The organism is Bradyrhizobium genosp. A, from assembly GCF_049949275.1.
In the GTDB taxonomy this organism is placed as follows: Bacteria; Pseudomonadota; Alphaproteobacteria; order Rhizobiales; family Xanthobacteraceae; genus Bradyrhizobium.
The window spans coordinates 1,319,276-1,331,105 of record NZ_CP188196.1 but is presented as its reverse complement, the minus strand read 5'-3'; the positions used below and the strand labels follow the sequence as shown (position 1 = coordinate 1,331,105).

Below are 11,830 nucleotides of genomic sequence, written 5' to 3'. Positions count from 1 at the left end.
CGAGACAACCTCGAACATGAAACCGGCGGTCGGGGACACGGTTCGTGTACATTCCGGACTGTTCCTGGCGCGGGGCGTCATAACTCATCAGCGGATTGTTGAACACCCGTCTAATGCCCGCTCAGCACCAGCGTTTGGACGGGCAACAGCAGAGCCTGAATCCGCAACAGCATGGCGTGCACAATGCCGGTTGCATCGACGACATGCAGTGCAAAGCTCTTGAATGCGCCGACCTTCCCCGAGGCTATCAAGTCGTGATTGCTGGTGTAGGCATTGGCGATACAACTGCTTCCGGGCGTCACGCCCTCCAGCCCGCCTTCATAGATCGGCTCCATTAAAACCAGCACCGTACCCGGCCGCACCGTGTTCTGCGCTTCGAGCAATTGCTCTCCGCCCCTGAACTGGCCGGCTGCAATGTAGTCCTGAACGTTCGTGATAACCATTGGAATGATCGTCCACGGCTTGGAGATGCAAGTCGCCTCGGCCACCATTCCGACTTTCAGGACCTGTGCTTCGATCTGTCCAAACCCGGCCGCAAGAGCGCGGCGACCTGCCCCCTCCGGAATGAGGATGCCGGCCGACCGCATCACCGGATTGACGACATCGCCAGGTCGCAGCAGAAACTGTTCGACGCGACCATCCACACCTGCGCGAATGTAGGTCTTGTCCAGGTCGACTTGCGCTTCGGCCGCCGCCGCCTCGGCGCTCGCTCTTTGCGCCGGAAGGAGCGTGCTCAACCTCGTCGTCGCGGACTGTTTCGCGGCGCTCGCAGCGTCGAGGGCGCCTTGCCGGCCAGCGACGGCCACTTCCAGCTTTTCAATATCGCGTTGCGGCACAATGCCGGGGTTGCGCCGCTGCAGCTCGCGCTTGGTATCGAGTTCATCGCTCGCTTGCTGCAGCGCGCCTTTTGCCTCCTGAAGCTGGCCTTCCGCCTTCAGAATATCGGCCTGTGCCGACAGCATCTCGGCGTCGACTTCCACGATCTTCCGCTTGGCCGTCAGCAGCGACGCTTCCTGCTTCGAGCTATCGAGCCTGAAGATCACATCGCCCTTCTTCACCGGTGCGGTGAAATCAACGTGCACCTCCGCCACACGACCATTGGTTTCCGGAACGATTGGAACAGTGCGGTAGTACAACGTCGCCGACGAGGTGGACGGGTGGTAGTAGAAGATCATTGTAATCAGCGAGACGGTGAGCATCAGGCACGCGATGATACCGAACCGCAGCTCGAACCATACGGAATAAAGCGTAATCTCCTGCCCCAGACGTTTTCCCTGCCGGTAGCGGCGATAGAGATAGTCCGGGAAAATCGTCAGCAACGAGCAAAGAAGCAGCTCAAGCATGGCCGGGCACCTCGCTCTTGCCGGCGTCCGGCTTCACCGGCTCGTCGAGACCCACTGCAACGTGCGGCGGCTCGGTCGGGTCTTCCTCGGGCGGGAGGCCTGCCATCTTATCGACCGACCCCGCAATCCGGCGTAGCGGCGTGCTGAAATCCGGCAGGTCGACCATGGCGAGCAACAGGCCGGCCACCCAAAACAAGTGGTTATGGGTAAACAGCGACAGCAGGCCCAATATCGCCACGATCTCGAACTGAAGCTTTTGCGACTTGTGCGCCATCCGCTCGGGCAACGAATGCAGACGCAGATAGACGTTGCCCACAGCCAAAACGGCGGTAATGAGGATGATGCCCACGGCAATCATCAATATGTCGGTGTCGCCGGGAGCGGTGATAAAGCCTGGCAGATGATGGGGGGTGGCCGGATGGAGTTCGCCCACGTTCCGCTCCTCCGAAAGCATGCCCGAAGGACAACCAAGACGGGTGCTCGACTTCTATATAGTTCCATACCGTTAAAATTTGGCAAGCCCGGTTTCTTCGAATGTTGTCTGGCAGGTCATCTGGAGACGGATAGGGGGCAACAGAGGCCCAACGGCTGGCCTCTGTCAGCCGGTGCAGGTCAGCTTGGCGCACTGCGCCCGAGACGCGTTTCCTTCCTGGAGCAATATTGCGGTGCAAAGTATAGTCCCCGCACACGCAATGATCCCGGAGGGCCGTTCAATGAGCATCAAAGCCATAGTCTTCGACGCCTATGGGACGCTCTACGACATCCAGTCGGTCGCGGAGATCACCGAAGACGCGTTTCCGGGCTATGGCGAGATCATCACGCAGGTCTGGCGGATCAAGCAGCTCGAATACACCTGGTTGCGCTCGCTGATGCGGCGCTACCAGGATTTTACTGCCGTCACGCGCGGCTCGCTGGCCTATACGCTGCGCGTGCTCGGGCTCGCCTACGAGAACGAGGCCTTCGAGCGCGTCATCGAAAAGTATCTGCATCTCGACCTTTATTCCGACGCGACGGCCGCGCTCACCGCGTTGAAACCGCGAAAACTTGCCATCCTTTCCAATGGCAGCCCGGACATGCTGAACGCGCTGGTGCGCAACTCAGGCCTCGACGCCCTGCTCGATGCCACCATCAGCGTCGATGCGAAGAAGATCTTCAAGCCGAGCCCGCAGGCCTATGAGCTGATCGGCGAGGTGCTCGGCACCACACCGAATGAGGTGCTGTTCGTCTCCTCCAATCCCTGGGACGTGGCCGGCGCGAAAGCGTTCGGACTCAACGTCGCCTGGATCGAACGAGTGACGCCGGAGGCCATGGCGCTGGCTTGCGTCGAGAACGAACTCGTGGCACCGCTGACGATGTTTTGGGCGATCCGCACCCAGATGGACGAACTCGGCTTTGCGCCGGACCATTGTGTCCGTTCGCTCTCGGAGCTGCCCGGGATCATCTAGGGATGACCCGGGCAGCTGCCCGGGATCATCTAGGGATGACCCGGGGATCGCCGCCCGCCCGCAAGTCTGGATTGAGCTGAATGAGCCTGGAATCCGTTCGCGCCTTCTTCGCCGAGAAAGCCCCCGACATCTCCGTCATGGAATCCCCGATCAGCTCGGCGACGGTGCAGCTGGCCGCCGAAGCCTATGGCGTCGAACCCGCTATGATCGCCAAGACGCTGTCCTTGCGCGTCGGCGAGCGCGTGATCCTGATCGTCGCGGCCGGCACCTCGCGGATGGACAACAAGAAGGTGAAGGCGCAATTCGGCGGCAAGCCGAAGATGCTGGGGCTCGAAGAGGTCGCCGAGATTACCGGCCACGAGGTCGGCGGCGTCTGCCCGTTCGGGCTGAAGGCGCCGCTGCCGATCTATTGCGACGTTTCGCTGAAGGCGTTTGACACCGTGGTGCCCGCCGCCGGCTCAACCCACAGCGCCGTGCGCATCGCGCCCGATCGCATGGCTCAACTCGTCGCGGCCGAATGGGTCGATGTCTGCGAGCACAAACCTTAGATCAGGCGGGCGTGTACTTATACATCGCGGCGCGCAGATCTGGCGCACTTGATGTCCGCTATTGTTCCGACAGCCGCGGAAATGCCGACGTCGCTCGTGGTCCGAGTTGGGCCAGAAGCGGACGTCGCTGCGCGCCCGCCCGTCTTTTCCCTTCAGTGCCGAAGGAGGCTCAAGTTTGATAGCGCAAGCGGCGGCGGCGTATCTGCCTCCAGATAAGAGCTAGTATTGCCGGTAACAGAACGATTACCCGCCCTAAGAAGTAGGATCCGGTCAAAGGATTAAATCCCATGACAAAGCTGTAGGCCTCTGATTGGAGCACCGCCCAGAGCGAGGCACCCACAAGGACCAAGGCAGCGATCACCGGAATCCTTGAAAGAAAGAATAGTGCAAGCCAACCCCAGATTACCCACGTCAGTATTCTATCCAAATTCACCGGTCTGCTCTCCTCGAGAGCAAAGGAGTTATCTGCGAGCTGTGACAGCGACATGATGCCAAGTTTGGGTATCAGCGAGGCTCTTGTCTAGCGAATCGTGTGGCGCATCTGCCTAGGTCCGCTACGGGTCAGTCTCGACATTCTTGCAGTTAGCCGGCCGCGTCCGGTCCACCCCCAACTTCAGACGTACCAATACACTGCGTCAGCTGAAGTGATGGGCCGGCAAAGTCCGAAATTTAGCTGATCTCGCGAGCTAGCCGCCCCAACCGCAGTAGGGACGGCAGCGATAGCGCGCGCTGTGCCAATGGCCCCAGCCGTGGCGCCACCAGCCGAAACGTGCTTGAGCCAGATCTTGGGCCCGACCTTGGGCCAAATCGCCCTCCTGCACCGACCTGGCGGCCCCGGACAGAGGCGTGACCGGTGCGGCCATTGCAGGCGCACCGAGCAATATCGCAGCGCCGATCACGACAAGCGCTCTAGGAATTCTGGTCACAGACATGCCATTCCCTCCAATCCGCAATTTTCGCAATCAACTCGGCTGACTGCGATTCGTTGCACGGTTGTGACGGGTTTGGGGCCGGCACTGGTCGCGAAACGGCCATGGCACCGGATGCGACGCTTGATGCAGATGCGCTAGGGAGGCTACCATATGGCCGATGACCGACACCAAGGTGAAACGACGGCTGACCACGGTCCTGTGCGCTGACGTGTACGGCTATTCTCGCCTCATGGAAGCAGACGAGGCGGGAACGCTGGAGACACTCCGCCGCTACCGCACCTCCATTGCGGGATTGGTGGAGCGTCATGACGGCCGCATCGTGAATACCTGGGGCGATGCTGTGATCGCCGAGTTCGCCAGCGTCGTCGAGGCCGTGCAATGCGCGATCGAGATTCAGCAGGAAATTTCCAACCAGGATTCGAACCCGCCTCACGCGCACCCGATGCGGTTTCGCATCGGCATCAACCTCGGCGACGTGATGGTGGACGGCTCCGACATCTATGGCGACGGGGTCAACATTGCGTCGCGGCTGCAAGAGCTCGCTGAACCCGGCGGCGTCGTGATCTCGAGCTCAGTCTACGATCAGGTGCACAACAAACTATCCGTTGGCTTCGACTGCCTTGGCCAGCGACCAATGAAGAACATTGCTCCGGTGACGAGCTATCGCTTGACTTTGGGCGGCCAAACCACCGGGCGGGGGAGCTCCGCGGTCAACGAAAGCCCAACTCGCCGGGAGGAAGCAGGTCTTCTGCGGATGGGCGACAAGCATGATCCATCCTCGTGGAGGGGAGTCGTCTCGGGTTGGCTGGCGAGGCTGCCGCGCCCGGTTGCAGCGGCCCTCACGGTGTCGGCCTTTCTGATTCTGATCAATCTGTTCACTGGCGCGCATAAGATCTGGTTCCATTGGCCAGTCGCAGCAATCCTCTTCGGTGTCCTCATGCGGACAGCGCTTGGACATCGACCTAAGTCGGACAGCAAGGAGCGCTGAACGAGTCGGCACGACCGCATCTTTCGCGCCTGCCGCTTCGCACTTTTCCGGATCACTTTAGGCAGCGCTAATCGTCGTCATCGTCATAGGGCCGCGGCTGCGCCTGCGGAGGTGGCGGCGGCGCATTGTTATAGCGCGGCGGCGGTGCAGCCCGATTGCGCGGGACCGGCTGCGGCGGCATCTGATTGTTGGACTGGAACACCGCGCGGCAGCCGCTTGAGAGCTGCGGCGTGTTTTGCCGCAGGCAGGCCGTGATGCGGCTCACATCTGGAATCTGATCGCTGCACAGGCGCCAGACATCAGGCGTGCAGGCCATCTGCTGCTCCATGGTTCCGCGATATTCTTCGGCGGACGCAGCGCCCTGCGCGACGATGCCGCCAATCGCAAGCGCCACACCCAGCGCAATTCGCTGTGTTGTCATGTCACGATCCCTTCCAAGTCCCTTCGAATTCTCATCAATCAATGAGACGCGGACAGGTTCTGAACCAACAAAAAAATGTGAAGACGCGGTTGGAACCTACTCCGCCTGGCCGACCTTCCTGAGCGTCGCGATCAGCCTCGCGCTGTCGGCCGCGACGAATTCCGAGAATGCCGGAGCGTCCTGGTAGGCGACGAGGCTGTTTACGAAGCATTATCCATGTTCGCCCCGCTCCGGAACGCATCCCTGCACCCTCCGTTGCCTTCGCAGAATGTCTTGCCAGGAAGAGTGCCATGGGAAAATTTGCGACCATCGACGTGGCCCTGGACGAGATGCTGGTGAACCTCGCAGCGATCGTTCTGCGGCTTTCAGAGCCCGAAGTGACGCGAACGCCGGAAGCGCGCCGCGCCCTGGCCCAATCGGTCCATCAATATGCGGTGTGCGCCGCGCGCTCGACCGACCCGCGTGTTCATGACTTGAAGTCGCAGCTGGAGCAGACACTGAAGCCGAGCTTGCGCATCGTCGCGATCGACCGCGTGAAGGTGTCGTAGTCATGCTCCGTCGTTGCGAGCGCAGCGAAGCAATCCCAGAGTGTCTCCGCGGGTGGATTCTGGATTGCTTCGCTGCGCTCGCAATGACGTGGGATCGTTGACGCCGCTCGTATTACGACGTCTTCGCTTTCCCGCGAGGCTTCCGCTTGCACGTGCCCGGCAGCTTCGCTGCGAGAAAATCGCCGAGCACTTCGACGCGCGCTGGGCGCGGGCCGCCGGGTGGGGTTACGAGGTGCACGGCGCCTTCGGCTTGCTTCCAATCCTTCAGGATCACTTCGACAGCGCCGGAGGAGATCGCATCGCCGACAATGAATTCAGGCAGCTCGGCGATGCCGAGGCCGGCGATCAGCGCGGGCATCACGGCTTCGCCATTGTTGACGCGAAGCTGGCCGCCGGGGCGGACGCTCGCCTGCTCGCCGGCGGAATTGGTGTAGTGCCAGGCGTTCGGCGTGGAGAGGTAGGCGTAGCTGAAGCATTTGTGCTCGGCGAGATGCATCGGATGCGTCGGCCGGCCATGTGTCTTGAGGTAGGAGGGTGCGGCCACCGTGAAGCGCGGCATGGTGAAGAGCCGGCGCGCGATCAACGAGGAATCCGGCAGCCGTGCGATCCGCACCGCCATGTCAAAACCCTCGCCAATGAGATCGACGGTCGCATCGCTCAGATGCAGATCGACCGAGACTTCCGGATAGGTCTCGAAAAACTCCGGCAGCAGCGGCGCCACCGCCTTGATCCCGAACGTCATGGGTACCGCGAGCCGCACCAGGCCGCGCGGCGCCACCGATTGCGCCAGCGCCTCGTTCTCGGCCGCCTCGCCGTCGGCGAGCAGGCGCGTCGCGCGGTCGGCGAGCTTGTGCCCGGCATCGGTCAGCGCGAGCCGGCGCGAGGTGCGGTTGAACAGGCGGGCCCCGAGCCGCTCCTCCAGGCGGGTCACGGCCTTCGACACCGTGGCCTTGGACATCGTGAGTTCGCTCGCGGCTCCCGCAAACGACCGTAATTCCACGACTTTTGCGAAAATCGCGAGCGCCTCGAAATCGGGGAGTTTTGCCACGGCAACGGTCCAATCAGGATATTTAAGGAAACAATGTGTTTCGACAGTTTCTATTTCTATACCACAGGCGGGGGCTTATCCAAGGGTCATCAGAAATTCAGGACTGGCGAAATCCAATGGCCAAGAAGCTCTCAGGGAAGGTTGCCCTCGTCACCGGCGGCTCGCGCGGCATCGGCGCGGCCTCAGCCCGCGCTCTCGCCGACGAAGGCGCGGACGTCGCCATCAGCTACGTCGCCTCGCCCGAAAAGGCCGAAGCCGTCGTCAGCGAACTGAAGGCCCGCGGCGTCAAGGCCCGCGCCTTCAGGGCAGACCAGGCCTCGGCCAAGGACGTGACGAAGCTCGTGAACGACGTCGCCAAGGAATTCGGCCATCTCGACATTCTCGTCAACAACGCCGGCGTCGCCAATGGCGGCGCGATCGACGACGCCAACGCCGACACGGCCGCGCTGGAGCGGCAGGACCAGGTCAACGTGCATGGCGTGATCGCGGCGATCCGCGCCGCCTCGCAGCTGATGGGTGAAGGCGGACGCATCGTCACCGTCGGCTCGATGCTCGCGGACCGCGCCTCGTTCCCGGGCCTTGCCGACTACGTCGCCACCAAGTCGGCCGTGGTCGGCTACACCAAGGGTGCGGCGCGCGACCTCGGCCCGCGCGGCATCACCGTCAACGTGGTGCAGCCAGGCTCGATCGACACCGACATGAATCCGAAGGACGGCGGCGAGTTCGCCGAAACCCAGCGCAAGCAGCACGCGCTGCAGCGCTTCGGACGGCCCGAGGAAGTTGCCGCCGGCGTCGTCTTCCTGGCCAGCCCGGAAGCCTCCTTCGTCACCGGCACCGTGCTCAATGTCGACGGAGGGTTTGGCGCATAACGCCAAATCCTCCCCCTCCAATCAGGGAACCACTTCCATGATCGAACTCAGACCTTTTGCAAAACTCGGCGGCGCCGATCACGGCTGGCTCAAGGCCAAGCATCACTTCTCCTTCGCAAGCCATTACGACCCGAACAATATGGGTCACGGCGCCTTGCGGGTGTGGAACGATGACGAGATCGCGCCGAACACCGGCTTTCCCGCCCATCCCCACGCCAATATGGAGATCATCACCTATGTGCGCGAAGGCGCGATCACCCATCAGGACAGCCTCGGCAACGAGGGCCGCACTGAAGCGGGCGACGTGCAGGTGATGAGCGCCGGCAGCGGCATCCGCCACTCCGAGTACAATCTCGAGCCGACGCAGACCCGGATCTTCCAGATCTGGATCGAGCCGACACTGCGCGGCGGTCAGCCGACCTGGGGCTCAAAACCGTTTCCGAAGGCGGACCGCTCCGGCAAGCTCGTCACCATTGCGAGCGGCGTCGAGGGCGACACCGACGCGCTGCCGATCCGTGCCGATGCCCGGGTGCTTGCCACCACGCTGAAGGCCGGCGAGAGCGCGGAGTACGAGCCGCAGAAGGCGCGGCACCTCTATCTGGTGCCTGCGGCCGGCGCAGTTGAAATCAACGGCGTGCGCGTCAATGCCCGCGACGGCGCAGCGATCCGCGACGAGGCCACGCTGAAGATCACGGCGCTCGAGGACTCCGAGCTCGTGCTCGTCGACGCTGCGTAACCACATCATCGGCCGTCATTCCGGGATGGCGCGAAGCGCCAGACCCGGAATCTCGAGGTTCCGGGTTCGATGCTTTGCATCGCCCCGGAACGACGAAGAGATCACGAACATCAATCCCAACGGAGACCACCATGACCAAAGTTCTCGTCCTCTATTATTCCGCCTATGGCCACATCGAAGCGATGGCGAATGCCGTTGCTGAAGGCGCGCGCGAAACCGGCGCCACCGTCGACATCAAGCGCGTGCCCGAGCTGGTGCCGGCCGAGGTCGCAAAGGCCTCGTATTACAAGGTCGATCAGGCCGCCCCCGTCGCCAAGATCGAAGACCTCGTCAATTACGACGCGATCATCGTCGGCACCGGCACCCGCTTCGGCCGCATGGCCTCGCAGATGGCGAACTTCCTGGACCAGGCCGGCGGGCTCTGGGCCAAGGGCGCGCTGCACGGCAAGGTCGGCGGCGCCTTCACTGCATCCGCGACCCAGCATGGCGGCCAGGAGACGACGCTGTTCTCGATCATCACCAACCTCCTGCATTTCGGCATGGTGATCGTCGGCATGAACTATGGCTTTGCCGGCCAGATGAAGCTCGACGAGGTCACCGGTGGAGCGCCCTACGGCGCCACCACGATCACCGGCGGCGACGGCAGCCGCCAGCCCAGCGCCAATGAGCTCGCCGGCGCGCGCTATCAAGGACGCCAGATCGCGGAGACCGCCAAGAAACTTCAGGGCTAAGCCGCACGGTTGAGCTTAAGCTCCAAAATCAGCTGCATGGCTGATGCGACGCGGGCGGCATTCTCCTCAGGGAATGCCGCCCCATCTATGTATGCAGGGAGTATCAGGCCTGCGTGATGTCCGCGTGCGGCGGGATGCTGACCGCCGGCGCCGACGCGGGCGCCGTTGAAAGCCACCAGCCGTCGCCGGCAAACCAGCAGCTCTCGTCGGGCGCGTCCTCTCGCCGCAACGACTGCACGCTCTCCCATCCCTTCGCGAACGCCTCGGCCAATCGCCGGCCGGCATCCGCGTCCTGAAGTCCCGCGCAACCGACGAACTGGGCGCGGCTCAAGAATTTCGCTGGCCAGGCCGTTCCCTGCTCCGGGCGCGTGATCATCAGCATGCCGCCGAGCACGCCCTCTGGCGCCAGCGGAAACACCAGCCGGCCGCCGGGCCGCAACACCGCGAGCCATTCCGTTGCCGGCTGGGCCGCGCCCGCACAGACGTAGATGACGTCGACATCAGGCAGATCGGACGCAATGCCCGTGCGCTCGCGCAGCTCGACCGTGGCGATGTCTTTCAGATTATCGCGCGCAAGCGCAGCCAGGCGTTCGTCGATCTCATAGGCATAGACGCGGCCTTTGGAACCGGCGAGCTCGGCGAGAATGGCGGTGTAATAGCCGGTGCCCGCGCCGATCTGCAGTACGGTCTCGCCTTCCCTGACGCCGCAACCGCTGAGCCAATAGGCGTGCGCGCCGGGCATGCCGATGTTGACGCCACGCGCCGGATCCAGCGCCAGCAGCGTGTTTTGATAGAGAAAGGCGGGATCATCGTCGGGCGTCACGACGTAAGGATGGCCGCCGAACGAGATCGACCACGGTCCGGGTCCGGCGAAGGGTTCGCGCCTCACGCTGCGAAACGCCTGCTCGATTCGAGGGTCCGTGGTCTTGGCCGCAGCGCAGATCAACTGCGCATAGAATGCGCGAAATTTGTCCGAACGATCGCTCATGTCGCCTCCTGGCGGCGGCGACGATAGCACAATCATTGCGATATTGGAGTGACCCTGCAACCCGCGAGCGTCGACCGCTCTAACGCGTGCCCTTGCCCATCGCCCGCGCCGCGAAGGCGGCGAGCCTCGGATGGCGGCGCAAGCCCTGGGCAGCATGGTCGCGCAGCATATAAGGCAGCCCGCGCCAGGACAGCGCGACGCTGACATCGGTCAGCGGCACCGGCTCGGCGCCGAAGCGGCGCTTGTAATCGTGATTGCCGATGCTGAGATCGAAGCGCCGCACGCCCTGCGCATGCATGGCCGCGATGGTGCGCTCGGTCACGAGCAGCCCCGGCGAGCAATTCGCCCACAGCTTGCCGGCATGGCCGATGCGCAGCAAATAATAGGTCGCGCCGTATCTGACGCCATACGTGGTCGCGACAATGCCCTCGTCGCAGACGAGCGCCGAAACCACCGCATAGCCTTCCGCAACCCCCCGCCGGGCGACATCACGGTAGAAGCGGGCATGGGCCTCGTCGTTGAGGACGAACCGCGAGCCGAGCAGCTGCATGCGCTCCTGCTGCTGCACGTCCATAGCGTCAAGAAGCTCGTGCGCGCGAATAACGTCGCTGGCGATCTCGAACCGCGCGCCGCCGTGACGGCTGAACACGCGCCAGCAGCGTGGCATCTGCATGCGCTTGATCGATGCCTGATAGTCCGCGTAGTCGTCACCGGTCAGCACGAGATTGCCGTTGAGCGAGCAGGAGCCGAAACGGCCGAGCGACACCAGCGGGTTCGGCTTGGCGCCGACATAGGCCGGCAACTTCTTCAGGCGAAGCAGGTCGAAGCGATCAGTCAAGGCGCGCAAACCATCGACCAGCGCCGCGCCGATCGCCTGTGCGCCGGCCGCATCGAAGCTCGCGTCGCAGGCCAGGATCGGCGCGTTGTTGTCGGAGACGCCGAGATCGGCAAACTCGACGACGCGGATGCCGCGCCTGGTGTGGCTGAACATCGGCACCATCGCGATGTCCTTGCCGCTCGTCGTATCGGCGATGACAGCGATCAGCGGCGCGACGCCGTGAAAGGCCTCGTACCAGGCACCTAACCAGTAACCATGCTGAAACGCGGTGCGATGGCCCGCATTCAGGCGCAATGCGGCCTGTCGCCAGTCATGCAAGAAATCAACCGAGATTCCCGACGTGCTGGACACCCGACCGTGTAGTTGTTCGACGCTGAGAAACGCCATTTGCGGGG

13 protein-coding genes and 1 pseudogene are annotated in these 11,830 nt (G+C 63.1%); 7 read left to right on the top strand and 7 right to left on the bottom strand.

Annotation, left to right across the window (positions count from 1 at the left end; all coding sequences use genetic code 11):
• Nucleotides 1–110: 110 nt before the first annotated feature.
• Together ACP2YP_RS06050 and ACP2YP_RS06045 are read right to left on the bottom strand one after the other, a co-directional pair.
• Nucleotides 111–1,343 carry an HlyD family secretion protein gene (locus tag ACP2YP_RS06050; protein ID WP_426422975.1) on the bottom strand — a complete coding sequence of 411 codons (1,233 nt, stop codon included), beginning with the start codon at nucleotides 1,341–1,343 and terminating at the stop codon, nucleotides 111–113.
• Nucleotides 1,336–1,797: a hypothetical protein gene (locus ACP2YP_RS06045; RefSeq protein WP_426422973.1), complete on the bottom strand. Its 462-nt coding sequence runs from the start codon at nucleotides 1,795–1,797 to the stop codon at nucleotides 1,336–1,338. Before ACP2YP_RS06045 ends, ACP2YP_RS06050 begins: the two co-directional genes overlap by 8 nt.
• Nucleotides 1,798–2,056: 259 nt before the next feature.
• Here ACP2YP_RS06045 and ACP2YP_RS06040 point away from each other — a divergent pair, with 259 nt between their 5' ends.
• The 3 genes from ACP2YP_RS06040 (at nucleotide 2,057) to ACP2YP_RS06030 (ending at nucleotide 5,256) form a co-directional block, all read left to right on the top strand.
• Entirely contained in the window at nucleotides 2,057–2,788 is a 732-nt protein-coding gene (locus ACP2YP_RS06040) for a haloacid dehalogenase type II (protein WP_426422971.1), read from the top strand.
• Nucleotides 2,789–2,868: 80 nt separating this feature from the next.
• A complete protein-coding gene (locus ACP2YP_RS06035; RefSeq protein WP_426422970.1) occupies nucleotides 2,869–3,336 on the top strand; it encodes a YbaK/EbsC family protein in 468 nt (155 codons plus the stop codon).
• Nucleotides 3,337–4,425: 1,089 nt separating this feature from the next.
• Nucleotides 4,426–5,256 (top strand): adenylate/guanylate cyclase domain-containing protein, encoded by an 831-nt coding sequence (locus ACP2YP_RS06030; RefSeq protein WP_426422968.1) that lies wholly within the window; start codon nucleotides 4,426–4,428, stop codon nucleotides 5,254–5,256.
• Between the two features lie 67 nt (nucleotides 5,257–5,323).
• Here ACP2YP_RS06030 and ACP2YP_RS06025 read toward each other — a convergent pair whose 3' ends face one another.
• Together ACP2YP_RS06025 and ACP2YP_RS06020 are read right to left on the bottom strand one after the other, a co-directional pair.
• On the bottom strand, nucleotides 5,324–5,677 hold the full coding sequence (locus ACP2YP_RS06025) for a hypothetical protein (RefSeq protein WP_426422967.1): 354 nt from the start codon (nucleotides 5,675–5,677) through the stop codon (nucleotides 5,324–5,326).
• A 96-nt stretch (nucleotides 5,678–5,773) separates the two neighbouring features.
• A pseudogene (locus ACP2YP_RS06020) lies at nucleotides 5,774–5,875 on the bottom strand (tripartite tricarboxylate transporter substrate binding protein); the annotation flags it as partial.
• Nucleotides 5,876–5,967: 92 nt separating this feature from the next.
• Here ACP2YP_RS06020 and ACP2YP_RS06015 point away from each other — a divergent pair.
• On the top strand, nucleotides 5,968–6,225 hold the full coding sequence (locus ACP2YP_RS06015; protein WP_426422966.1) for a hypothetical protein: 258 nt from the start codon (nucleotides 5,968–5,970) through the stop codon (nucleotides 6,223–6,225).
• A gap of 112 nt (nucleotides 6,226–6,337) precedes the next feature.
• On the opposite strand, the gene ACP2YP_RS06010 is transcribed toward ACP2YP_RS06015, so the two are convergent.
• Complete coding sequence (locus tag ACP2YP_RS06010) at nucleotides 6,338–7,273, bottom strand: LysR family transcriptional regulator (protein ID WP_426422964.1); 936 nt, start codon at nucleotides 7,271–7,273, stop codon at nucleotides 6,338–6,340.
• Nucleotides 7,274–7,389: 116 nt separating this feature from the next.
• Between ACP2YP_RS06010 and ACP2YP_RS06005 the strand changes: the two genes are divergently transcribed.
• From ACP2YP_RS06005 to wrbA, 3 genes are all read left to right on the top strand, one after another.
• On the top strand, nucleotides 7,390–8,142 hold the full coding sequence (locus tag ACP2YP_RS06005; RefSeq protein WP_426422962.1) for an SDR family NAD(P)-dependent oxidoreductase: 753 nt from the start codon (nucleotides 7,390–7,392) through the stop codon (nucleotides 8,140–8,142).
• A gap of 37 nt (nucleotides 8,143–8,179) precedes the next feature.
• Complete coding sequence (locus ACP2YP_RS06000) at nucleotides 8,180–8,878, top strand: pirin family protein (protein WP_426422960.1); 699 nt, start codon at nucleotides 8,180–8,182, stop codon at nucleotides 8,876–8,878.
• Between the two features lie 131 nt (nucleotides 8,879–9,009).
• Nucleotides 9,010–9,609 carry an NAD(P)H:quinone oxidoreductase gene (wrbA, locus tag ACP2YP_RS05995; RefSeq protein WP_426422959.1) on the top strand — a complete coding sequence of 200 codons (600 nt, stop codon included), beginning with the start codon at nucleotides 9,010–9,012 and terminating at the stop codon, nucleotides 9,607–9,609.
• 103 nt (nucleotides 9,610–9,712) lie between these two features.
• On the opposite strand, the gene ACP2YP_RS05990 is transcribed toward wrbA, so the two are convergent.
• Together ACP2YP_RS05990 and ACP2YP_RS05985 are read right to left on the bottom strand one after the other, a co-directional pair.
• The gene (locus ACP2YP_RS05990) at nucleotides 9,713–10,597 is read right to left on the bottom strand and encodes a protein-L-isoaspartate O-methyltransferase family protein (RefSeq protein WP_426422957.1); all 885 of its coding nucleotides are present in this window, start codon (nucleotides 10,595–10,597) and stop codon (nucleotides 9,713–9,715) included.
• A gap of 79 nt (nucleotides 10,598–10,676) precedes the next feature.
• Nucleotides 10,677–11,822 carry a GNAT family N-acetyltransferase gene (locus ACP2YP_RS05985; RefSeq protein WP_426422956.1) on the bottom strand — a complete coding sequence of 382 codons (1,146 nt, stop codon included), beginning with the start codon at nucleotides 11,820–11,822 and terminating at the stop codon, nucleotides 10,677–10,679.
• Between the last annotated feature and the right edge of the window lie 8 nt (nucleotides 11,823–11,830).